This is a genomic window from Streptomyces sp. SS1-1, assembly GCF_008973465.1.
In the GTDB taxonomy this organism is placed as follows: Bacteria; Actinomycetota; Actinomycetes; order Streptomycetales; family Streptomycetaceae; genus Streptomyces.
On sequence record NZ_WBXN01000004.1, the window covers coordinates 6,671,676 to 6,694,084 of the forward strand.

The window sequence follows — 22,409 nt, forward strand, 5'->3', positions numbered from 1 at the left end:
TGCCTCAGACGACGCCGTCGGCGCGCAGGGCCGCGATCTCCTCGGGGGTGTGGCCGAGTTCGGCGAGGATCGCGTCGGTGTGCTCGCCGGCCGCGGGGACCGGGTCCATCCGCGCGGGCACGCCCACGAGGTCGGCCGGAGGCAGCAGGGCGCGGACGCTCGCGCCGCCCGGCACGTCCACCGTCCCCCAGCGGCCGCGGGCGGCCAGCACCGGGTGGTCGAGGAAGGCGGCCACGTCGTTGACGCCCGCGCAGGCTACGCCGATGTCCTCCAGCTCCTTCAGGATCTCCTCGGCGCCCGAGCGGGCGCAGCGCTCGGCGACGACGGCGTTGACCTCGGCGCGGTGCGCGACCCGGGCCGAACTCGTCGCGAACCGCGGGTCGTCGGTCAGCTCGGGCCGCCCCAGGAACCGGGCGCAGAGCACCGCCCACTCGCGCTCGTTCTGGATGGAGAGCAGCACCTGCCGCCCGTCGGCCGCCGTGAACGCGCCGTACGGGGCGAGCGTGGGGTGCTGGGTGCCCAGCCGCTCGGGCTGGGTGCCGCCGTACTCCGTGTAGTAGGCGGGCTGCCCCATCCACTCCGCCAGCGCCTCGAACAGGGACACCTCGACCGGGTGGACGGACCCCGTGGTGGCGCGGGTGAACAGCGCGGTGAGGATGCCGCTGTAGGCGTACATGCCGGCCGCGATGTCCGCCACGGAGATCCCGACGCGGGCGCCGCTCCCGGCGTCCCCGGTCAGGGACACCAGCCCGGTCTGGCACTGCACCAGCAGGTCGTACGACTTGCGGCCGGCCCACGGCCCGGAGGTGCCGTAGCCGGAGATCGTGCAGGGGATCAGCCGGGGCCACCGCTCGGCGAGCGCCGCCGTCCCGAGGCCGAGCCGGCCGGCCGCGCCCGGTGCCAGGTTCTGCACGAAGACGTCGGCGCCGTCCAGGAGCCCGTGCAGGATCTCCCGCCCGCGCTCGGACTTCAGGTCCAGCGTGAGGGACTCCTTGGAGCGGTTCAGCCACACGAAGTAGCTGGACTGCCCGTGCACGGTGGTGTCGTACCGGCGGGCGAAGTCCCCGGCGCCGGGCCGCTCCACCTTGATCACCCGCGCGCCGAGGTCGGCGAGCTGCCGGGTGGCGTAGGGCGCGGCGACGGCCTGTTCGAGGCTGACGACGGTGATGCCGGCGAGGGGGAGGCGCGGGGTGCTCATGACGCCATGTGTACGGCCCCGCCGAAGATCACGTCAATGACGGGCCGGCCGCGGTCCAGGTCAGGCGGGCAGGTGGAGCGTCTCGACGGCCCGGACGAGGGGGGCGAGTTCGGGGTTGCGGGCGGCGTCGTCGAGGGCTTCGCGGAGGGCTTTGTCGTTGGTGGGGCGGGCCTGGTCGAGGAGGCGGAGTCCGGCGTCGGTGACGTCGGTGTAGATGCCGCGTCGGTCGGTGGGGCAGAGGTAGCGGGAGAGCAGGCCGCGGTCCTCGAGGCGGGTGACGAGGCGGGTGGTGGCGCTCTGGCTGAGGACGACGGCGTCGGCGACCTGTTTCATCTGCAGGTGTCCGCCTTCGCCGTGGTGCTGGCGGCTGAGGACGTCGAGCAGGGAGTACTCGCGGACGCTGAGGTCGTGTTCGCTCTGCAGGGCGCGTTCGATGTGGGCCTCGATCCTGCCGTGGAGCAGGGAGAGGGCGCACCAGCCCTGGGCGAGGGCGGTGAGTGAGGGATCCGTCGCTGTCATGGCCCCGAAGCCTCCGTACACAGTGGGTCCTTCCAGGATAGGACATCCGCGCAATTTCCCGCCGATGCGGCTATAGGGCGCGTGCAAGCACCGGGCTCCTTCTCGGCACACGTCCTCCTTCCGGCGTACGTCCTTCACCTCGAGCGCACTCGAGCGCCTAGCGTCGCCGTGACGGACCGCCCTGGTCCGGTGGACGGAGGAGCAGCCATGCGGGTGGGTGTGCACATCAGCCGGTTCGACCACCCCGGAGGCGGTCCGGCGCTCGGCGCCGAACTCGCCGCCGTGGGCGCCGCCGCCGAGGCGGGCGGGGTCAGCCGGCTGTCGGTGATGGACCATTACTTCCAGATGGAGTTCAACGACCGCGCCGAGGACCCGATGCTGGAGGCGTACACGACCCTCGGCTACCTCGCGGCCCACACCTCCACGGTGCGGCTCGGGGCGCTGGTGACCGGTGTGACGTACCGGCATCCCGGCCTGCTGGCGAAGATCGTGACGACCCTCGACGTGCTGTCCGGGGGCCGGGCCACGCTCGGCATCGGCGCGGCCTGGTACGAGCGGGAGCACGTGGGGCTCGGCGTGCCCTTCCCGCCGGTCGCCGAGCGGTTCGAACGGCTGGAGGAGACCCTGCGGATCTGCCTGCGGATGTGGGACCCGCAGGCCGACGGCCCGTTCGAGGGCCGGCATTTCCGGCTCGCCGAGACCCTGAACGTCCCGGCGCCGCTCTCCTCGCCCCGTCCCGAGATCATGATCGGCGGGGGCGGCGAGATGAAGACGCTGCGGCTGGTGGCCCGGTACGCCGACGCGTGCAACCTCTTCGCCACCTCGCCGAAGGAGGTCGCGCACAAGCTCGACGTGCTGCGCCGCCACTGCGACACCGAGGGGCGCGACTACGACGCGATCCGCAGGACGCTCGTCTACGGCGGTGAGGCCGCGGGCCGGGGGGACCTGGACGCCTTCACCCGGGACGCCGAGGAGTACACGGGGCTCGGGATCGACACGATGATCCTGTCGCCGGGCACGGGACGGCCGGCGGCGTTCGTCGAGGAGTTCGCGGCTCCCGCCGTGCCGCGGCTGGCCGCTCTGGGCTGACCCCCGGCGGTGGGGCCGACCCTCGGCGGGCCGGACGTCACGAAGGGCCGGAGCGCTCGGCTCCGGCCCTCAGGGGGTGCCTGGTCAGGCGGCGATCTTCTCGCCCGCGTGGCCGTGGATGTGCGCGATGACCTCGGCCAGCTGGGCGGCGACCTCGGCGTCGTCGGCCGGGTGCGTCTCGGCGAAGCGGGTCACGGAGCCCGGGATGGACAGCTTGACGTCCTCCAGCACCTTGCCGCCGGCGATGCCCACGGCCTTGCGGGCCTCGTCCTGCGCCCACACGCCGCCGTACTGGCCGAACGCGGTGCCGATCACGGCCACCGGCTTGCCGCCGAAGGCGCCGGCGCCGTACGGGCGGGACAGCCAGTCGATGGCGTTCTTCAGGACGGCCGGGATGGTGCCGTTGTACTCGGGGGAGAAGAGCAGGAAGCCGTCGGCGGACTGGGCGGCCTCGCGCAGCGCGGCGGCCGTGGCGGGGACACCGCCCTCGACGTCGATGTCCTCGTTGTAGAAGGGGATGTCGGCCAGGCCCTCGAACAGCACGACCTCGGCGCCCTCGGGAGCGAGCTTGACGGCCGCCTCCGCCAGCTGACGGTTGTGCGAACCGGCGCGAAGGCTGCCGACGAGCGCGAGGATGCGAACAGACATGCGAACTCCAAGGATGCTGAAACACTGCCGAAACGATCCGGACCGGGGTCCGTTTAACTTCTAGCATCCTAAGCGGACTACGGTCCAGTTTCATTCCCGATGCTTTACGCTGGCTTCATGTCCGCCGCTCTGCCGCCGTTCCCACAGCCGGAGGAGTCCCTCGGCACACCCCCGGTGCTCGACGTGGGCGCCGCCTCCGACGAGCCGTGCCTGCGGGCCGACGCGGCCCGCAACCGCGCCCGGCTGCTCGAGGCTGCCTCCCGGCTGATCGCCGAGCACGGCGCCGCCGGCGTCACCATGGAGGCCGTCGCGGCTGCCGCCGGTGTGGGCAAGGGCACAGTGTTCCGCCGGTTCGGCGACCGCACCGGCCTGCTCCTGGCCCTGCTCGACCACTCGGCGCGCACGCTCCAGGCCGACTTCATGGGCGGCCCGCCCCCGCTGGGCCCCGGAGCACCCCCGGTCGACCGGCTGCGCGCCTTCGGGCTCGCCGTGCTCTACCGGTGCGCGGAGCAGCTGGACCTGCAGCTCGCGGCCCAGCCCGAGCCCTCCCGGCGCTTCGCCCACCCCTTCCAGCAGGCCCTGCACACCCACGTCACGATGCTGCTGCGGCAGATCCGGCCCGGCGCCGACTGCGACCTGCTCGCGCACACACTCCTGGCCTCCCTCGACCCCGCCCTCATCAACCACCTCACCCGGCAGCGCGGCATGCCCCTGGAGCGGCTGGAGAAGGGCTGGATCGACCTCGTGGCCCGGGTGACCGGCACCGACGCCTGACCCACCCGCGCGGGCCGCCGAGAAGATCGGTGCCGACGACCTGATGCCCGGACGGCTGCCGCCGCCTAGGCTGGGCACGGTCCACATCGAACTGCCGTCCGGCCGTCGCACGCGCGGAGCCGGCCGACCCCGCGGTGACGGTGGCGCACCGCGGCCCCGGCCGAACCGTGCGCGGGGCACGCGGCGTCGACGCCAGGGAGGCGTGCATGCGCACCACGGTCGGCATCATCGGCGGCGGCCCCGCCGGGCTGCTCCTCGCCCGGCTGCTGCACCGGGCCGGGATCGACTGCGTGGTGCTGGAGAGCCGGTCGCGGGAGTACGTCGAGCAGCGCCAGCGCGCCGGGATGCTGGAGCAGGGCACCGTCGACGCCCTGCGCGAGGCCGGCGCCGCCGCACGGCTGGACACCGAGGGCCTGGTGCACCACGGCATCGAACTGCGCTTCGACGGCGAACGCCACCGCGTCGACTTCCCGTCCCTCACCGGCGGCCGCACGGTGACCATCTACGCGCAGACCGAGATCGTGAAGGACCTCGTCGCGCTCCAACTCGCCAAAGGGCCCCCGCTGTTGTTCGGCGCGGAGGCGCTCGCCGTGGAAAAGCCGGAGAGCACGGCACCGGTCGTACGGTTCCGGCACGAGGGCCGGGAGCGCACCCTGACCTGCGACTGGGTGGCCGGCTGCGACGGCTTCCACGGCATCTCCCGGGGCGTGCTGCCGGCCGGCCGGTCGTACACGCGCGCCTACCCGTACGCCTGGCTGGGCGTGCTGGCCGAAGTGGCCCCGTCCTGCGAGGAGTTGATCTACGCACGCAGTGAACGCGGCTTCGCGCTGCACAGCATGCGCTCCCCGTCGGTGTCGCGCCTCTACCTCCAGGTGCCCGAGGGCACCGACGCCCGCGACTGGCCCGACGACCGCGTCTGGGACGAACTCGCCGCACGCTTCGCCGTCGACGACGACTGGACGCTGTGCCGCGGCCCCATCACCGCCAAGTCGGTCACACCGATGCGGGCGTTCGTGCACGAGCCGATGCGGCACGGCCGGCTCCTGCTGGCCGGGGACGCCGCCCACATCGTCCCGCCCACCGGCGCCAAGGGCCTCAACCTCGCCGTGTCCGACGTCCGCGTCCTGGCCCGCGGACTCACCGAGTGGCACCGCGCCGGCGACACCCATGTCCTCGACCACTACAGCGAGTTGTGCCTCCAGCGCGTCTGGCAGGCCACCCGCTTCTCGGACGACATGACGAGGATGCTGCACACACGACCCGACGGGGACGCCTTCGACCACCGGATGCAGCTCGCCCGGCTGCGCCGGATCACTGCATCCCGTGAGGCCGCCGCCGAACTGGCCGCGAACTACTCGGGACTTCCGCTCCCCCTGTGAACCCCCGGTGACCGAACGGAGAGTCGTCATGCCGTTGCTCGACCCCCAGTCCTGGCAGCCCCGCCCCCTCTCGGGAGGCACACACACGGTGACCGAACCGGCCACCGGCGAGGCGCTGGGCACCGTCACACTGGCCGGCGCGGACGACGTCACCGCCGCCGCGCGGGCCGCCGACGGCGCCCGGGCCGCATGGGCGCGGCTGCCGCACTTCGCCCGCGCGGCGGTCCTGCGCAAGGCGGGCGACCTGTTCGCGGCCCACGCCGACGAACTGCGCACCTGGCTCGTCCGCGAGTCCGGTTCCATCCCGGGCAAGGCAGACTTCGAACTGCACGTCGCCGCCCAGGAGTGCTACGAGGCCGCCGCCCTCGCCTCCCGCCCGGCCGGACAGGTCCTGCCCACCGAGGCACCCCGCCTGTCGTACACGCGCCGGGTGCCCGTGGGGGTCGTCGGGGTGATCGCGCCGTTCAACGCCCCGCTGATCCTGTCCATCCGCTCCGTCGCCCCGGCGCTCGCCCTCGGCAACGCCGTGGTCCTCAAGCCCGACCCGCGCACCGCCGTCTGCGGCGGCCTGGCCCTCGCCGCCGTCTTCGCCGAGGCCGGCCTGCCCGAGGACCTGCTGCACGTCCTGCCGGGCGGTGCGCAGGCCGGGCAGGCGCTGGTCGCCGACCCGCACGTCCCGGTCGTCTCGTTCACCGGGTCCACGGCCGCGGGCCGGGCCGTCGGCGAGGCCGCCGGACGGCATCTCAAGCGCGCGCACCTCGAACTCGGCGGCAACTCCGCCCTGATCGTCCTGGAGGACGCCGACCTCGACGCGGTGATCTCCACGGCCGCCTGGGGGTCGTTCTTCCACCAGGGCCAGATCTGCATGACGACGGGCCGGCACCTGGTGCACCGGTCGCTGTACGAGGAGTACGTGGAGCGCCTCGCCGCCAAGGCCGACGCGCTCGCCGTCGGCGACCCGCACCGCGACCAGGTCCACCTCGGCCCGCTCATCGACGGCGGGCAACTGGAGAAGGTCCGCTCCCTGGTGGAGGCCAGCGCCTCCGGCGGCGCCAAACTGGCCGCGGGCGGCACCCATGAGCGGCTGTTCTACCGCCCGACCGTCCTGGCGGGCGTCGACGACGACTCCCCGGCCTACGCCGAGGAGGTCTTCGGGCCGGTCGCGCCGGTGCGCCCCTTCGCCGACGCCGACGAGGCCGCCGCACTCGCCGCCGCGAGCCCGTACGGGCTGTCGCTGGGGATCGTCACCCGGGACGCGGCCCGGGGCCTGGACCTCGCCGAGCGGATCCCGACCGGGATCGTGCACATCAACGACCAGACCGTGAACGACGAGGCCGTCGCCCCGTTCGGCGGTGTCGCAGCGTCCGGGACCGGCGCCCGCTTCGGCGGCGACGCCAACCTGGAGGCGTTCACCGACGTGCGCTGGACGACGGTCCGCGGCGACGTGGCGGGCTACCCCTTCTGAACGCGACCGGTCCGGCACAGGCCCACGGGTTCCGCTCCCGGAACCCGTGCGGCGGCCGGACCGGACCTCACTGCTCGTTCTGCCCGGCCTGCTCCTGCTGGGCGGCGACGGCCTTGCGGACCTCGTCCATGTCCAGCTTGCGGGCCTGCCCGATGACGTCGGCCAGCGCGGCCTCCGGCAGGGCACCCGGCTGGGCGAACACGGCGACCCGGTCCCGCACGATCATCAGCGTCGGGATCGACTGGATGCCGAACGCCTGCGCGAGCTCCGGCTGCGCCTCGGTGTCGACCTTGCCGAACACCAGGTCGGGGTTCTCCTCGGCCGCCTTCTCGTACACGGGGGCGAACTGACGGCACGGCCCGCACCAGGACGCCCAGAAGTCGATCAGGACGAAGTCGTTGTCCGTGACCGTCTGGTCGAAGTTCTCCTTGGTCAGCTCCATGGTGCTGCTCATGGCGTATCCCTCTTCCTGGGTGGGCGGGCGAAGCGTGGGCGACAACACGGCCGCGCGGCCGCGTATTCCGCGCGCGTACCCGTGTGGCCAGCCGGCACACCACCCGTAAGACTGACCCCATGACGGAAACGGATTCCATCGCGTACGACGTCGTGGTGCTCGGAGGCGGCCCGGTGGGGGAGGTCCTCGCCGAACGCACCCGCGCCGCGGGACTGACCACGGCGGTCGTGGAGAGCGAACTGCTCGGGGGCGAGTGCTCCTACTGGGCCTGCATGCCCAGCAAGGCGCTGCTGCGGCCGGTCCTCGCCCAGGCCGACGCCCGGCACCTCCCCGGCCTCGCCGAGGCCGTGCAGGGCCCCCTGGACACGGCACGGGTGCTCGCCCGGCGCAACGAGGTCACCAAGGACTGGCACGACGACGGGCAGGTCAGCTGGCTCGAAGGCACCGGCGCCGACCTCCACCGCGGGCTCGGCCGGCTGGCCGGCGACCGCACCGTGGAGGTGACCGGCCCCGACGGCACCCGGACGGTGCTCACCGCACGGCACGCCGTGGCCGTCTGCACCGGCAGCCGGGCCGTCCTGCCCGACCTGCCGGACCTCGACCAGGTCAAGCCGTGGACCAGCCGCGAGGCCACCAGCGCCCAGGCCGCGCCCGGCCGGCTCGTCGTGGTCGGCGGGGGAGTGGTCGCCGCCGAGATGGCCACCGCCTGGCAGGCCCTCGGCTCCCAGGTCACCCTGCTCGTGCGCGGCAAGGGCCTGCTGAACCGCATGGAACCCTTCGCCGGCGAGATGATCGCGAAGTCCCTCACCGAGGCCGGGGCCGACGTCCGCACCGGCACGTCCGTCACCTCGGTGACCCGGGAGGACGGCACGGTCGTCGTCGTCACCGACCAGGGCGAGCGCATCGAGGCCGACGAGATCCTCTTCGCGACCGGCCGCGCCCCGCGCAGCGACGACATCGGCCTGGAGACGGTCGGGCTGGAGCCGGGCTCCTGGCTGGAGACCGACGACAGCCTGCGCGTCACCGGACACGACTGGCTGTACGCCGCCGGCGACGTCAACCACCGCGCCCTCCTCACCCACCAGGGCAAGTACCAGGCCCGGATCGCCGGCGCGGCCATCGCCGCCCGCGCCTCCGGGGGCGGGGAGCCGGACACCTCGCCCTGGGGCGCGCACGCCGCCACCGCCGACCACGGGGCCGTCCCGCAGGTGGTCTTCACCGACCCCGAGGCCGCCGCGGTGGGCCTGTCCCTCGCCGAGGCCGAGCAGGCCGGCCACCGCGTCCGGGCCGTCGACTACGACATCTCCTGGACCGCGGGCGCCTACCTGTACGGCGAGGACTACCGCGGACAGGCCCGCATGGTCGTCGACCTGGAACGCGAGATCCTGCTCGGCGTGACCTTCGTCGGCCCCGGCGTCGGCGAGCTGATCCACTCGGCGACCATCGCGGTCGCCGGCCAGGTGCCGATCAGCAGGCTGTGGCACGCCGTCCCGTCGTACCCGACGATCAGCGAGGTGTGGCTGCGCCTGCTGGAGACGTACCGCGACAGCTGACCCGCTCAGCCGGGCAGGTCGAACCCGAGGGCCCGCGCCGCCTCGACCGGCGCGGGCTCGGCCCAGAGTTCGGCCATCGCCAGGTTCGAGGCGAGCGAGCGCATCTCCGCCCGGTCCAGGTAGAGCGTCCCGTCGAGGTGGTCCGTCTCGTGCTGCACGATCCGGGCCGGCCACCCCGTGAACACCTCGTCGACGGCGTTCCCGTGCTCGTCCTCGCCCCGCAGACGCACCTCGGCGTGCCGGGCCACGACCGCCTGGTACCCCGGCACGCTCAGACAGCCCTCGTAGAACGCGGCCCGCGCCGGCCCGGTCCCCTCGTACGACGGGTTGACCAGCACCCGGAACGGCTGCGGCACCCGCCCGCGCACCACGCGCACCTCCTCGGGCACCGGCGCCGGGTCCTCGATCACCGCGATCCGCAGACCGACGCCCACCTGCGGAGCGGCGAGCCCGACGCCCGGAGCCGCGTGCATGGTGGTCCGCAGCGCCTCGACGAACCGCGCCAGCAGCGCCGCGTCCAGCTGTCCTTCGTACCGCGCGGCGGGACGCCGCAGCACGGGGTCGCCGGCCGCCACGATGGGCAGCGGGCTCTCGGCGGAGAGAAGCCGCTCGACCTGCTCGGCGAGGGGCGCGCGCTCGTTCGGGAGTGACATCGCCCCAGCATGCCATGCGGCCCGGCCACCCCTTGAACTTCCCTGTGGCGCAGGTCACTTGGGGTGCCGGGAACTCCGGGGCACGCCGGTCCGACTACCGGACCGCCCGAGCACAGCCCGTCCCCACCCCCCGGAGAACCGCCGATGTCCACCGCCTCCCCGACCGCCCCGGCCCCGGCGCCGGACGCCGCCCCGGCCCCGCCGCGCCGCGGCTGGGCGGCCCTGCGCCCGCTGGTCCTGCGCCTGCACTTCTACGCCGGGGTGCTGGTCGCCCCGTTCCTCCTCGTCGCCGCGGCCACCGGTTTCCTGTACGCGGGCGCGTTCCAGGCCGAGAAGCTGCTCTACGCCCACGAGCTGTACGTCCCCGTCGGCGACACCGAACTGCCGGTGTCGCAGCAGGTCGCCGCCGCCCGGAAGGCCCACCCCGAGGGCACGGTCGCGGCCGTACGGCCCTCCCCGGCCGACGGCGAGTCCACGCGCGTGATGCTCTCGGGGACCGACGGCGTCGACGCCGACCACACCCTGGCCGTGTTCGTCGACCCGTACACCGCCGAAGTGCGCGGCGCCCTGGAGCAGTACGGGTCCACCGGCGCCCTCCCGGTGCGCACCTGGATCGACGAGTTCCACCGCGACCTGCACCTCGGGGAGCCCGGCCGGCTGTACAGCGAACTCGCCGCCAGCTGGCTGTGGGTGATCGCGGCGGGCGGACTGCTGCTGTGGTTCTCGCGGCGGCGCGCCCTGCGCCGGGTGCGCGGCACCGCCGGGCGGCGGCGCACCCTCGGTCTGCACGGCACGGTCGGCGTCTGGGCGGCCCTCGGCTTCCTCTTCCTGTCGGCGACCGGCCTGACCTGGTCGACGTACGCCGGAGCGCACATCGACGACCTGCGCACCTCCCTGCGCCAGGCCACCCCGTCCCTCCCGGCGTCCGGTGACGGTCACGGCGGCCACGGCGGTGCGGCGGCGACCGGCGGCCCGGACGGGCCGGGCGCCGGACTGGACCAGGTCCTCGCGGCCGCCCGCGCCGAGGGCCTGTCGGACCCGGTGGAGATCGTGCCGCCCGCCGACGCCTCGTCCGCCTACGTGGTCCGGCAGGTGCAGCGCGCCTGGCCGACGAAACAGGACGCCGTCGCCGTCGACCCGGCGTCCGGCGAGGTCACCGACGTCCTGCGGTTCGAGGACTTCCCGGTGCTCGCCAAGCTGACCCGCTGGGGCATCGACCTGCACACCGGGGTGCTGTTCGGGCTGGTCAACCAGATCGCCCTGATGGCGCTCACGCTCGCGCTGATCCTGCTGATCGTCTGGGGCTACCGCATGTGGTGGCAGCGCGGGCGGGGCACGGCGTTCGGACGGCCGGTTCCACGCGGCGCCTGGCGCCAGGTGCCCCCGGGCGTTCTCGTCCCGTTGGCCGCGCTGGTCGCGGCGCTCGGCTACGTCGTCCCGCTGCTCGGCATCCCGTTGGCTGTGTTCGTCGCCGTGGACGCCGTACGGGGCGAGATCGCGTACCGCAGGGGGAGCGCCGCACAGGAGACGTAGACGGAGGGGCCCGGCCTCCGTCACCACGGAGTCCGGGCCCCTGCCTTCCCGCTGTCCCTCAGCTCTGCTCGAAGTCACCGGCCAGCGCCGAGGCGAGGCGCATGTGCGGCTCGGCCTCCGCGTGCCGCCCCTGGCGCTGGAGCGTACGGCCCAGCATCAGCCGGGCGTACTGCTCGACCGGGTCGCGCTCGACGATGACGCGCAACTCGTCCTCGGCGCGGCGCAGTTGGGCCGAGTGGTAGTAGGCGCGGGCCAGCAGCAGCCGCGGCCCGGTCTGCTCCGGCACCTCCTCGACCAGGCTGCCGAGGACCCGCGCCGCGGCGGCGTAGTCCTTGGCGTCGAAGAACATCCGCGCCCGCTCCCAGCGCTCGGTCGGTGTCCCGTGGTCGTAGTACGTCGTCTCCACTCTGACCTCCTTCGCGCGGGTCAACCGGCCCGAGTGGTTGAATATTCCACTACCTGGCGGCCGCGTCCTGGGTCAGGGCGGCGAGCTCACGGTTCGCCCGCTCGGTGATGAGCGTCAGCACCCGCCCGGCGACGGCCAGGTCCTCCTCCGGCAGATCGGCGTAGATCCGGGCGGAGACGGGAGCCGTCTCGGCGGACGTGGTGGTGAACAGCTCGCGTCCGGCGTCCGTGATGCGCACGGCGGACGGCCCTTCGGGTGCCAGCAGGCCGGCGCCGGCCAGTTCCTCGACCACGGAACGGGCCTCCTCCGGCGCGCACTTGAGTGAGCCGGTCACCTGGCCGACGAGCTCGTCGCACTCGACCGGCCCGTCGGCGAGAGCGGCCAGGCGCAGGGTGACGGACTGCTGGAAGGTGGCGCCGTGGCGGGCCAGCACGCGCTCCAGGAGGGCGCGGCTCGCGTAGTGGGCCAGGGCTATGACACGCGGGTCGAGACGGGGAGGGGTGGTGGTCATGACTGCTCCTTGTCGTGCTCGTCGTGCTCGTCGTGCTCGTCGTGGTGCCGGTGATCCGGGGTGGGCGGATCAAGGGGTGCGTCGAGGGGCGCGTCGAGCAGGGTCGCCAGATTCCGGGTGAACTCCCGCGCGGTGGCGCTGTCGAGGCCGCCGAGCGGGGCGAGCCACCGCTCGTGGAGACCGCGCACCACCTCGATGGCCTCGCGGGTCCGCTCCCGGCCCCGCTCGGTCAGCGCCAGCTGGACCGCGCGCGGGTCGCGGGGGTCACGGGCGCGTTCGAGGAGGCCGGCGCTCTCCAGGGAGCGCGCCAGCTTGGAGACGTACAGGGCCTCCAGACCGGTGTGGTCGGCGAGCCGCCGCTGACTGGGCCGCTCGCCCTCGCGCTGCATGCCGTACAGGGAGGCCACCACGGCGTACTGGGCGTGGGTGAGCCCCAGCGGGGCCACGGCCCGGTCGACCGCGACCCGCCACTTCGTCGACAGCCGCCACACCAGGTAGCCCGGGGTGGCGTTCATGGAACCCATGCTCATGCGAAATAGAGTACATGGCTACTATGGCCATAGCTACTATTTCCCTCGGGTCCCGCGCCGCCGGAGCCCACCGCCGGACACCCGCCCGCAAGACAGCCCGTACGACGGACTGACGGGGCGCCCCGGACGGGGTTAGTTTGGGCGCCATGAGCAATCTTGATCGCGAGGCGGTGCCCTCTGTCTGCGGCGGCCGCGGGTTCGTCGTCGCGGAGCCCGTCCGCGAACTCCTCAGCCCCCGGCGGGTACGGCTCGGCGAGTCCACCGAGGTCCGCCGTCTGCTCCCCAACCTGGGGCGGCGCATGGTCGGCGCCTGGTGCTTCGTCGACCACTACGGCCCGGACGACATCGCCGACGAGCCCGGCATGCAGGTGCCCCCGCACCCGCACATGGGCCTGCAGACGGTCAGCTGGCTGCACCAGGGCGAGGTGCTGCACCGGGACTCCACGGGCAGCCTCCAGACCATCCGCCCGCGTGAGCTGGGCCTGATGACCTCCGGCCGGGCGATCAGCCACTCGGAGGAGAGTCCGCGCTCCCACGCACGCTTCCTGCACGGCGCCCAGCTCTGGGTCGCCCTGCCGGACGGCCACCGCCACACCGAGCCGCACTTCGAGCACCACGCCGAGCTGCCGGTCGTGACGGCGCCGGGCCTGCGGGCCACGCTGATCCTCGGCGACCTCGACGGCGCCCGCTCGCCCGGCACGGCGTACACCCCGATCGTCGGCGCCGACCTGGCGCTGAGCCGGGGCGCCGACGTCCGCCTGCCGCTGGAACCGGACTTCGAGTACGCCGTGCTGTCCATGTCCGGCGAGACGCAGGTGGACGGGGTGCCGGTCCTGCCGGGCTCGATGCTGTACCTCGGCTGCGGCCGCACCGAACTCCCGCTGCGCGCCGAGTCGGACGCCGCCGTGATGCTCCTCGGCGGCGAGCCGTTCGAGGAGGAGCTGATCATGTTCTGGAACTGGATCGGCCGCACCCAGGAGGAGATCGAACAGGCGCGGCGGGACTGGATGGAGGGCACCCGCTTCGGCGAGGTGAAGGGCTACGACGGTGACCCGCTGCCCGCACCCGAGCTGCCGGGAGTGCCGCTGAAGCCTCGCGGAAGGACCCGCTGAGCCGCGGGACCGGCCGCGGCGGCAGACGAAGGGTGCGCGCCGGGCGCCGGGCGGCAGGCGGGACTCGCGGACACGACCTACTCCGAGGCGGGGTGGAGCTCGACGACGACGCGGTAGCCCACGGGCGCCGAGGTGATGTGAAGGGCCGGATCGTCGAACATGCGCCGCAGCGACGCCTGCCACTCCGGGTCGGCGGTCGCCCGGTCGAGCGCGGTGCCCGAGGCCCAGTCGGCGACGTGGACGAAACGCGTCTCCGGGCCGTCGGTGAGGGGGCGGTGCAGGCGGGAGCGGACGAAGCCGGGCTGGGCCGACATGATCCGGGCGTTCTCCTCATACACCTCGGTGAAGTGGTCGGCCTCGTCCGTCGGCACGGTGTAGCTCTTCATGACGGTGACCGGGCCGGTGACACCGGTCTTCGATTCCAGGAACTGAGTCATGCCCTTCTGTCCGAGGACGCGCCGCCGCTGTGACAGCCGGTCGACGCTCACCGCGTACGGCACCGCCAGGCCCGGCGGTCCAGGACGCCAGTTCGATAGAATGCGTGGACGAAACCTATGGTGGAGCGGTACTTCCCGGCGAAGGCGGACATGGTTCCTGACATCGCGCCGTTGCGGGGGCGACGCGCCGAACTGGCGGAACTGGAAGCGCTGGTGAGTCGTGCGCGCGCCGGCCGCAGCGGGGCGGTGGTCGTCTCCGGTGAGGCCGGTGTCGGCAAGACGGCGCTCCTGGACCATCTCACGGCACGGGCCGCGGGCCACCTCCGCATCGAGCGGATCGTCGCCTCCCAGTCCGAGATGGAACTCGCCTACGCGGGTCTCCAGCAGCTCTGCGGCCACATGATGGGTTCGGCCGACCGGCTGCCGGCCCCGCAGCAGGAGGCGATCGAGGTGGCGTTCGGGCTGCGCGACGCCGCCGCGCCGAGCCCGTTCCTCGTGGGACTGGCCCTGCTGGGGCTTCTCACCGAGGCCGCCGAGGAGCAGGCCCTGCTGTGCGTCGTCGACGACGCACAGTGGCTCGACCAGGCATCCGCGCGGGCCCTTGCCTTCGCCGCCCGGCGGCTGGACGCGGAGGGCATCGCCCTCGTGCTCGCCATGCGTCAGGTCGCCCCGGAGTTCGCGGGCCTGCCCGACATGGCCGTCGAAGGGCTCGGCTATGAGGACGCACGCGAGCTGCTGCGCCTGGCCGTACCCGGTGGTCTCGACCGGCGGGTGCGCGACCAGTTGATCGCGGAGGCCCGCGGCAACCCGCTCGCCCTGCGCGAACTGCCCCGGGCCCTGAGCCCGGCCCAGATCGCGGGTGGATTCGCCTTGACGGGTTCCCTGCCGCTGGAGAGCCGTATCGAGCAGAGCCTGGTCCTGCAGCTCGCCCCGTTGCCCGCACCCGCGCGCCTGTTGCTGCTGCTGGCCGCCGCGGAGCCCACCGGTGACCCGGGGCTGCTGTGGCGTGCGAGCGCCCTGCTGGGACTGGGGCCGGAGGCCTTCGACGCCGCCAAGGCCGCCGATGCGTTCGTCGTCGGCACGCGCGTCGGCTTTCGCCACCCGCTGGTGCGGTCGGCCGTGTACCGGGCGGCGTCACCCGACGCCCGACGGCGCGTGCACGCCGCCCTCGCGGACGTCACCAGCGCCGAGCACGACCCGGACCGCCGGGCCTGGCACCGGGCCGGCGCGACGCTCGAACCGGACGAGGAGGTCGCCGCCGATCTGGAGAAGTCGGCGGTGCGCGCCCGCACGCGCGGCGGTGCTGCGGCCGCCGCCGCGTTCCTGGAGCGGGCGGCGGAGCTCACGCCCTCGCCGTCCCTCCGCGGCCAGCGGTTGCTCGCCGCCGCGGAGGCGAAGCACGACGCGGGCGCGTCGGACGCGGCCCTGCGCCTGCTCGAGTCCGCTCGCGCCCTGCCCCTCACCGCGCTCCAGAAGGCCCTCGTGGTGCGGCTGCGCGCGCGTGCGGGATACGCGCTACGGCGTGACCGCAGCGGGGCGCAGCACCTCCTCGACGCGGCACGGGGGCTGGAAGGGCTCGACCCGGTCCTCGCCCGCGACACCTACATCGAGGCGCTCGCGGCGGCGACCTACGGCGGCCGGCTCGGCGACGCCGAACAGGTGGCCGCCGTCGCGCACGCGATCCTCCGCGCGACGTCCGCCGCCGACGGGGCCGACCGGGCACGGGATTTGATCCTGCGCGGCCAGGCACTGCTCGCCACCGAAGGACAGACGGCGGCACTGCCCACCCTGCGGCGAGCTCAGCGCGCGTTCCTCGAACAGGCGCCGGACTTCCTCGAACTGCACTGGATGTGGTTCGCCTCCCGCGCCGCCCAGGACCTGTGGGACCCCGCCGGGCTGCGCGCGCTCGCCGACCGGCAGGTCGAGCTCGCTCGCGCCGAGGGCGTCGTCACCGTTCTGCCGATCGCGCTGAGCCTGCTGGTGCTCGTGCGGATGACGTACGGCGACCTGGACGGGGCGGAAGCCTCCTGCGACGAGATCGACGCCATCAAGGAGGTGACCGGCAACCCGCTGCCGCCCTACGGACGGCTCCTCCTCGCCGCGTACCGGGGGCAGGAGGACGCGGCGCTGCGTCTGGCCGAGCGCATTCGGGCCGACGGGCTCGAGCGCGGCGAGGGATACGCGCTGAGCGCGGCCAACCTCTCCGAGGCGGTCCTGCACAACGGCCTCGGTCGCTTCGCCGAGGCGGTGGCCTGCGGCCGGCGCGAACTGCCGTACACCCACGAGCTGAACCTCGCGATGCGCACCCTGGTCGAACTGGTGGAAGCGGCCACGCACACCGGTGAGCGCGCCCTCGCCGAGCAGGCACTCGAGCAGTTGGCCGGCGTCACACGGCCGGTGGGCACCAACTACGCCCTGGCGGTGCTGGCCATGGCCGAGGCGCAACTGCGTGCGGGGGACGAGGCCGAGAGCCTCTATCTGGACGCGATCAAGCGCTTCGAGCAGGAGCGGATCCCGATCTGGGTGGGGCGGTGCCGCCTGCTGTACGGCGAGGAGCTCAGCCGTAGGGGACGGTCCGCCGAAGCGCGCGAACAGCTACGCACCGCTCACAAGGTGCTGACAGCCCGCGGAGTGAACGGATTCGCCCAGCGCGCCGCGGATCAGCTCCGCGCGAGTGGCGAGACCTTGCCGGTCCACGCACGGGGATCGGTGACGCGGCTCACCGAACAGGAACTGAACGTGGCACGGCTGGCCCGCGAAGGGCTGACGAACCGGGAGATCGGCGCCCGTCTGTTCATCAGCGCGCACACCGTCGAATACCACCTGCGCAAGGTCTTCGTGAAGCTCGGCATCAAACGGCGGACGGAGCTGAAGCCTGCCCTCGCCGGCCTCACGCCGACCGCGTCGAGTGCGTGAACGCCCGGGATACGGTCGACCCCACGGGCGACGGCCGGCGCCACACCCTCCGGGCCGTCGCCCGCCGGCTCACGAACGGTCGGTGTGGACGACGGTCACCGGACGTCTCCGACGATCCCGTGGGCACCGAGGAAGGCCAGGACCGAAGCGTCGAACTCCGCGGGCTGTTCGAGGTGCGCGAGGTGACCGGCCCTCTCCACGATCCTCAACTCGGTGTCGTGCGCGCCCTCGTGGAGCAGGTCGGCCCATCGCGGTCCGCAGATGAAGTCATGACGGCCCGCCAGAACGAGGGCCGGTGAGGTGAGTGCGGGCAGTTCCTCCCGGACGTCGAAGGGCGAGTCCTCCCCGCGCGAAGGGGCCGCGTACATGCGGAGCGTGCCACGAGCGGGCGCGAACTCCGCCTCCCTTCCCCAGTAGTCGTACAGATAGGCCGGCATCGTCGTGCGCAGGACGGCGGTGGCGCCGTCGTCGTTCAGCAGGTCGAGACGGGACGTGAGAGCGGTGACGTAGTCGGCGACCTCCGGATGCTCGTCCACGTGATCCTTCGTGAACCGTTCCATGGCGTCGACCGCCGCCGACCAGAACTCCTCGTCCGCGACGGGTGAGGTGTCGTAGAGGACGAGGGCGGAGACCCGTGCGGGGTGGTCGAGGGCGTAGCGCTGTGCCACGAAGCCGCCGTGGGAGTGACCGAGCAGAGCGACCCGTGGCAGCCCCAGGTGCTCGACCACCGCGTGCAGGAAGTGCGTGTACGTCGCCATGGTGTAGTCGCGTGGATCGGGCAGCCGGCCGGAGTCGCCCGTACCGACCGGTTCGACGTAGACCATGGTCAACGCGTCCTCGAGACCCGGCATGCGCAGGTAGTCCCAGCCGATGCCCGGTCCGCCCGGATGAGCGAGACAGACGGGTCCCGAGCCGACGACGTGATACCGCACGGCGACGTGGGCTGAGCCGTGCGGGACGGTGATCGTGTGCGTGCCGGGAGACACGGGTGAGGAAGGGTCTTCGGGGGTGTGCGGGAGAACGTCCCGCTGGTGCGTGTGCTTCACACCGTCCCATGATCCGTGAGAGACAGCGACATCACAAGGTCGGGCACAACAAGTGACAACATCTTTGCCATCGGAGGACCCTCAGAGCGGTCCTACGACGGTGTCAGATCGTGTGAAGGTGCAGTAGACTCGTCACAGTGTTCAGGGCGACGGGTGGATGTTCCACGCGGGCGCTGAGAGCACCGCACCCCGCCCCCGAGAGCCTGGCGGGGGCCATGTGCCCCGGGCGCCCACCGATCCCCCGCGAGTCGGCGTCCGGGGCATCTCCCGTGGGCCGGAGGGGACCGTCCGACCTCATCCGGCGCGGTAGAGGCCCCGGCCGCTGCGCCGGAGACGGGAGGTGCCGACCAGGCGGTCGAGCGTGCTGCGCACGGCGTTGATGCTGCCGCTGTCGGTGGCCCGGCCCAATGCCACCGCCACGTCGCGGGCCCGCACCTCGTCGTCGCCGACCTGGGCGAAGTATTCCAGGATCTGTTCGGTCAGCCTGCCGTACGCGTGCTCCGGGTGGGTTCCCCGCCGGGAGGGCGTGGCGTCCCCGGCGTCCTCGAAGGCCGTTGCCTTTGCCCGGGACGACATCACGACTTCCAGAGTGCCCAGCGCCCGTTGAACGGTGTCGAGATGAGCGGCGACGGCGGCGAGCTCCCTCTCCAGCGCCCGCTTCTGCAGCCGCAGACGGCTGAGATCGGCCTGGAGGCTCTCCGTCGTGACTTCGATGTCGCGTGTCGAGCGCGATGCGGGAACCATGTTTTCCTTTTCCTCAAGGAGTGCTGGAACCTCGTCGTCCGGTGGCGTTCCTCGTCACCATGATGAAGATGTGACGGCGGTCCGGGACCGACTCGCCTTGCCATTGTTGCCACTGACACGTGGAAAGCGCAACGGGCGCATCGCCCTGCGCGCCGGGGTTGTGCCTCCTCAGTGGGGGCGGTTCCAGCCGCGCAGCTTGTCGGGGTTGAGGACGGCCCAGACGTGGGTGACCCGCTGGTCGGTGATGTCGAAACTGATGACGGCGGCGACCTGCTCGTGGTGGCGCACGACGATCGCGGTGCGACCGTTGACCGCTGTGAGGTGGAGCGGCGTGCGGGAGCCGGGGACGAGGAGGGTCAGGAGGGCCCGGGCGACCTGCTGGGCGCCGTGGACCGGCCTGGTCAGGGCACGGATCTTGCCGCCGCCGTCGAAGAACGCGATCGCGTCCCGGGACAGCAGGGACACCAGATGCCTCGTGTCGTCGAGTGCGCAGGCATCCCGGACGGCGCGCACGATCCTGTCGTGCTGGTGTGCGGGGGTGGGACGCGCGCGGGCGGCACGCAGGCTGCGGCGGGCGCGGTCGGTGAGTTCGGCGCACTCCCGCGGCGTCCGCCCGACGACATCGGCGACGGTCCGAGGGGGCATGGCGAAGACGTCGTTGAGCACGAAGGCGGCCCGCTCGGAGGGAGTGAGCGTGTCCAGAGCGTGGAGCAGGACGTCGCTGATCGTCTCCGGCGGATCCAGACCGGGCTCGGGGGCGGCGTCCACGTCGTCCTGGCCCGGCAGCGGGCGTGCGGGCGCGGACAGGCGCGCCAGACAGATGGTCCCCATGTTCCTGGTCAGCCACATACGCGGATCGCTGATGCCGGTCCGCTCGTCGTCGGTCAGGCCGTACCACCGCCGGTAGGTGTCGGCGACGGCTTCCTCGGCGGCGGCTCCCGGGCCCAGCATCCAGCCGGCGACGTCGATCAGATGCTGCCGCTCGTCCAGCAGCTCCGCGAGCGGTGCGGTGTCATCGTCCCCAGCCATGAGGTGTCCTTCCCTGCCGGCACCACAGGGCCACCATCACGGTCGGATGGGCGTGCCCTCGGCAGTGCAGACCGCACAACAGCCGGTCATGTGACAACGGGTTCTGGCCGCCTCCGGGGCACAACGAGAATGCAACAGTGTGACACCATGAGTGCCGCCCGACCTCACGCGATCCCGCCCACCGACGAAGGAGTTCACCATGCCCGCGATCCTGATCCACGGCGTACCCGACACCCACCACGTATGGGACGGTGTGCGCCGTCACCTGACCAGGCCCGACGTCGAGACCTGGGATCTGCCGGGCTTCGGTGCCGACCGCCCGCCGGGCTTCGGCTCCACCAAGGAGGAGTACGTGGACTGGCTCGTTCGGCGCCTGGAGCGGATCGGTGAGCCGGTGGACCTGGTCGGGCACGACTGGGGCTGCATCCTCACCCTCCGCGTCGCCTCCCTGCGCCCCGATCTCGTCCGTACCTGGGCGGGAGGCAACGGACCGGTCGACGCCGGGTACGTCTGGCATCCGCTGGCCAGGATCTGGCAGGACCGGGTCCAGGGCGATCGTTACATGGCCGAACTGCGTGCGGAGCCTTTCGCGGAGGAGGTGGCGTCCGGCTTCGACGTACCCCTGGACCTGGCCAGGGACATGGCGAGCCGAGTGGACGAGCCGATGAAGGACGCGGTGCTCAGGCTGTACAGGTCGGCGCTCACCATGGGGGCGGAGTGGGAGCCGGGCCTGTCCGCGGTGTCCGCGCCGTCCGTCGTCTTCTGGGGAAGGCAGGACCCGGCCTGTCAGATCGAGTTCGGCCGCAAGCTGGGTGCCTCCCTGCGCTCCAGTGAGGTCATCGAGATGGACTGCAACCACTGGACGGTGCTCCAGCGCCCGGCCGAGGTCGCGGAGATCCTGGAGAAGCACTGGGCCGCGCGGGACGCCGCCTGAGGGGCGGGTGGGGGTGACAGGACCGGGGCCGGTCCTGTCACACGGTGCGGTGCCGGCCGGTCTTCCAGGGTGAAACCAAGAGGAACAGAGGACACCGTGCGTGAGATCTTGATCGTGGGCGGCGGCTACGCGGGTTTCTACACCGCGTGGGGCCTGGAGAAGAGGTTGCGGCGGGGTGAGGCGCGGGTCACCGTCGTCGACCCCCGCCCCTACATGACGTACCAGCCGTTCCTGCCCGAGGTGGTCGCCGGGTCGGTGGAAGCCCGTCACGCGGCGGTATCGCTCCGGCGGCACCTGCACCGAACCCGCGTGATCACGGGTGCGGTGACGGAGGTCCGCAACAGCGCGCACACGGTGACGGTCCGGCCGCAGTCCGGACCGGAGTTCGAACTTCGTTACGACGTCCTGGTGATGACCGCCGGAGCCGTCACCCGCACCTTCCCGATCCCGGGACTGAGCGACCAGGCGTACGGGCTCAAGCACGTGGAGGAGGCCGTGGCGATCCGCGACCGGCTGCTCACCTCCTTCGACCGCGCGGCGAACCTGCCGCACGGTCCGGAACGCCGCCGGCTCCTCACCGTCACCGTCGTCGGCGGCGGCTTCTCCGGGGTGGAGGGATTCGGTGAACTGTTGAGCCTGGCGTCCGCCTCGCTCAAGCACTATCCGGAGATCGGTGCGGAGGAGATCGCCTTCCACCTGGTCGAGGCACGGGGCCGCATCCTCCCCGAGGTCACCGACCGGCCGGGGGAGTGGGTGGTGCGCTCGCTGGAGAAGCGGGGTGCGCGCGTGCATCTGAACACGCAACTCGTCTCCGCGGAGGGCGGCCGCGTGGTGCTCTCGGACGGATCGCAGTACGACTGTGGTCTGCTCGTATGGACGGCGGGCAACGCCGCCAATCCGATCGTGCACAACCACACCGACCTCCCGGTCGACGCGCGGGGCCTGCTGCGGGTACGCGCGGATCTCCGGGTCGGGACGGAGAACGAGGCGGTGGCGGACGTATGGGCGGCCGGCGACGACGCCTCCGTGCCCGATCTCGCCGCGGGCCGGCCGGACGCCCGTACGGTGCCGAACGCCCAGCACGCCGTCCGTCAGGGCAAGTTGCTGGCGAAGAACATCATCGCGTCACTGCGCGGCCGGCCGGTCAGGAACTATGTGCACCACAGTCTCGGGGCGGTGGCCACACTCGGGCTGGGCCGGGGCGTCTTCCAGTACCGGCGTCTGGTCATCAAGGGATTCCCGGCCTGGCTGATGCACCGTGGCTATCACCTGCTGGCCGTACCGAGCTGGGAGCGCAAGGCACGGGTCTTCGCCGTGTGGGTGACCGCCGCCTTCTTCGGCCGCGACGTCATCTCCCTCGCGTCGGTCCAGCAACCGAGGGAGGCCTTCGTCTCCAGTGGTGACCCACGGCGGATCGAAAGTCCGCGGACGCGGACGCCGGCGGCCGACAGGACCCCGTAGGCCTGTGAGACCCGAGGA

22 protein-coding genes are annotated in these 22,409 nt (G+C 72.8%); 10 read left to right on the forward strand and 12 right to left on the reverse strand.

Features of this window, described 5'->3' with window-relative positions:
• Window positions 1-4: 4 nt before the first annotated feature.
• Together F8R89_RS31915 and F8R89_RS31920 are read right to left on the reverse strand one after the other, a co-directional pair.
• Entirely contained in the window at window positions 5-1,198 is a 1,194-nt protein-coding gene (locus tag F8R89_RS31915; protein ID WP_151787226.1) for a CaiB/BaiF CoA transferase family protein, read from the reverse strand.
• A 60-nt stretch (window positions 1,199-1,258) separates the two neighbouring features.
• Window positions 1,259-1,717 carry a MarR family winged helix-turn-helix transcriptional regulator gene (locus F8R89_RS31920; RefSeq protein ID WP_151787227.1) on the reverse strand — a complete coding sequence of 153 codons (459 nt, stop codon included), beginning with the start codon at window positions 1,715-1,717 and terminating at the stop codon, window positions 1,259-1,261.
• Between the two features lie 207 nt (window positions 1,718-1,924).
• Between F8R89_RS31920 and F8R89_RS31925 the strand changes: the two genes are divergently transcribed.
• Complete coding sequence (locus F8R89_RS31925) at window positions 1,925-2,806, forward strand: LLM class F420-dependent oxidoreductase (RefSeq protein ID WP_151787228.1); 882 nt, start codon at window positions 1,925-1,927, stop codon at window positions 2,804-2,806.
• Window positions 2,807-2,890: 84 nt separating this feature from the next.
• Here F8R89_RS31925 and F8R89_RS31930 read toward each other — a convergent pair whose 3' ends face one another.
• Entirely contained in the window at window positions 2,891-3,454 is a 564-nt protein-coding gene (locus F8R89_RS31930) for an NADPH-dependent FMN reductase (RefSeq protein WP_151787229.1), read from the reverse strand.
• A 99-nt stretch (window positions 3,455-3,553) separates the two neighbouring features.
• Between F8R89_RS31930 and F8R89_RS31935 the strand changes: the two genes are divergently transcribed.
• From F8R89_RS31935 to F8R89_RS31945, 3 genes are all read left to right on the forward strand, one after another.
• The gene (locus F8R89_RS31935; RefSeq protein WP_192806289.1) at window positions 3,554-4,228 is read left to right on the forward strand and encodes a TetR/AcrR family transcriptional regulator; all 675 of its coding nucleotides are present in this window, start codon (window positions 3,554-3,556) and stop codon (window positions 4,226-4,228) included.
• A gap of 206 nt (window positions 4,229-4,434) precedes the next feature.
• Window positions 4,435-5,607 (forward strand): 4-hydroxybenzoate 3-monooxygenase, encoded by a 1,173-nt coding sequence (locus F8R89_RS31940; protein WP_151787230.1) that lies wholly within the window; start codon window positions 4,435-4,437, stop codon window positions 5,605-5,607.
• A 28-nt stretch (window positions 5,608-5,635) separates the two neighbouring features.
• Complete coding sequence (locus F8R89_RS31945; protein ID WP_151787231.1) at window positions 5,636-7,072, forward strand: aldehyde dehydrogenase family protein; 1,437 nt, start codon at window positions 5,636-5,638, stop codon at window positions 7,070-7,072.
• 67 nt (window positions 7,073-7,139) lie between these two features.
• Here F8R89_RS31945 and trxA read toward each other — a convergent pair whose 3' ends face one another.
• Window positions 7,140-7,526, reverse strand: a complete 387-nt coding sequence (gene trxA / locus F8R89_RS31950) for a thioredoxin (RefSeq protein WP_151787232.1) — start codon at window positions 7,524-7,526, stop codon at window positions 7,140-7,142.
• A gap of 119 nt (window positions 7,527-7,645) precedes the next feature.
• Between trxA and F8R89_RS31955 the strand changes: the two genes are divergently transcribed.
• Window positions 7,646-9,079 carry a dihydrolipoyl dehydrogenase family protein gene (locus F8R89_RS31955; protein WP_151787233.1) on the forward strand — a complete coding sequence of 478 codons (1,434 nt, stop codon included), beginning with the start codon at window positions 7,646-7,648 and terminating at the stop codon, window positions 9,077-9,079.
• A 5-nt stretch (window positions 9,080-9,084) separates the two neighbouring features.
• Here F8R89_RS31955 and F8R89_RS31960 read toward each other — a convergent pair whose 3' ends face one another.
• Window positions 9,085-9,732: a peptide deformylase gene (locus F8R89_RS31960; protein ID WP_151787234.1), complete on the reverse strand. Its 648-nt coding sequence runs from the start codon at window positions 9,730-9,732 to the stop codon at window positions 9,085-9,087.
• 144 nt (window positions 9,733-9,876) lie between these two features.
• On the opposite strand from F8R89_RS31960, the gene F8R89_RS31965 reads away from it, so the two are divergent.
• Window positions 9,877-11,265, forward strand: coding sequence for a PepSY-associated TM helix domain-containing protein (locus F8R89_RS31965; RefSeq protein ID WP_151787235.1), 1,389 nt, complete (start codon window positions 9,877-9,879; stop codon window positions 11,263-11,265).
• Between the two features lie 58 nt (window positions 11,266-11,323).
• Here F8R89_RS31965 and F8R89_RS31970 read toward each other — a convergent pair whose 3' ends face one another.
• The 3 genes from F8R89_RS31970 to F8R89_RS31980 are packed head-to-tail and all read right to left on the reverse strand — an operon-like array spanning window position 11,324 to window position 12,712.
• Window positions 11,324-11,671, reverse strand: coding sequence for a tetratricopeptide repeat protein (locus F8R89_RS31970; protein ID WP_151787236.1), 348 nt, complete (start codon window positions 11,669-11,671; stop codon window positions 11,324-11,326).
• 49 nt (window positions 11,672-11,720) lie between these two features.
• A complete protein-coding gene (locus tag F8R89_RS31975) occupies window positions 11,721-12,182 on the reverse strand; it encodes a winged helix DNA-binding protein (protein WP_151787237.1) in 462 nt (153 codons plus the stop codon).
• Window positions 12,179-12,712: a MarR family winged helix-turn-helix transcriptional regulator gene (locus F8R89_RS31980; protein WP_151787238.1), complete on the reverse strand. Its 534-nt coding sequence runs from the start codon at window positions 12,710-12,712 to the stop codon at window positions 12,179-12,181. Before F8R89_RS31980 ends, F8R89_RS31975 begins: the two co-directional genes overlap by 4 nt.
• A gap of 146 nt (window positions 12,713-12,858) precedes the next feature.
• Between F8R89_RS31980 and F8R89_RS31985 the strand changes: the two genes are divergently transcribed.
• Window positions 12,859-13,824, forward strand: coding sequence for a pirin family protein (locus tag F8R89_RS31985; protein WP_151787239.1), 966 nt, complete (start codon window positions 12,859-12,861; stop codon window positions 13,822-13,824).
• Between the two features lie 77 nt (window positions 13,825-13,901).
• Here the strand turns inward: F8R89_RS31985 and F8R89_RS31990 are convergent, their stop codons facing one another.
• Entirely contained in the window at window positions 13,902-14,261 is a 360-nt protein-coding gene (locus F8R89_RS31990; RefSeq protein ID WP_151787240.1) for an antibiotic biosynthesis monooxygenase family protein, read from the reverse strand.
• A gap of 117 nt (window positions 14,262-14,378) precedes the next feature.
• On the opposite strand from F8R89_RS31990, the gene F8R89_RS31995 reads away from it, so the two are divergent.
• Window positions 14,379-17,177 carry an AAA family ATPase gene (locus F8R89_RS31995; protein ID WP_151787241.1) on the forward strand — a complete coding sequence of 933 codons (2,799 nt, stop codon included), beginning with the start codon at window positions 14,379-14,381 and terminating at the stop codon, window positions 17,175-17,177.
• 95 nt (window positions 17,178-17,272) lie between these two features.
• Here F8R89_RS31995 and F8R89_RS32000 read toward each other — a convergent pair whose 3' ends face one another.
• From F8R89_RS32000 to F8R89_RS32010, 3 genes are all read right to left on the reverse strand, one after another.
• Complete coding sequence (locus tag F8R89_RS32000; RefSeq protein ID WP_225994554.1) at window positions 17,273-18,163, reverse strand: alpha/beta fold hydrolase; 891 nt, start codon at window positions 18,161-18,163, stop codon at window positions 17,273-17,275.
• A 354-nt stretch (window positions 18,164-18,517) separates the two neighbouring features.
• Window positions 18,518-18,967, reverse strand: coding sequence for a hypothetical protein (locus F8R89_RS32005; RefSeq protein WP_151787243.1), 450 nt, complete (start codon window positions 18,965-18,967; stop codon window positions 18,518-18,520).
• A 168-nt stretch (window positions 18,968-19,135) separates the two neighbouring features.
• Window positions 19,136-19,996 carry an RNA polymerase subunit sigma gene (locus F8R89_RS32010; protein ID WP_151787244.1) on the reverse strand — a complete coding sequence of 287 codons (861 nt, stop codon included), beginning with the start codon at window positions 19,994-19,996 and terminating at the stop codon, window positions 19,136-19,138.
• A gap of 199 nt (window positions 19,997-20,195) precedes the next feature.
• On the opposite strand from F8R89_RS32010, the gene F8R89_RS32020 reads away from it, so the two are divergent.
• Window positions 20,196-20,930 carry an alpha/beta fold hydrolase gene (locus tag F8R89_RS32020; protein ID WP_151787246.1) on the forward strand — a complete coding sequence of 245 codons (735 nt, stop codon included), beginning with the start codon at window positions 20,196-20,198 and terminating at the stop codon, window positions 20,928-20,930.
• A 96-nt stretch (window positions 20,931-21,026) separates the two neighbouring features.
• The gene (locus F8R89_RS32025; RefSeq protein WP_151787247.1) at window positions 21,027-22,391 is read left to right on the forward strand and encodes an NAD(P)/FAD-dependent oxidoreductase; all 1,365 of its coding nucleotides are present in this window, start codon (window positions 21,027-21,029) and stop codon (window positions 22,389-22,391) included.
• Window positions 22,392-22,409 lie beyond the last annotated feature (18 nt).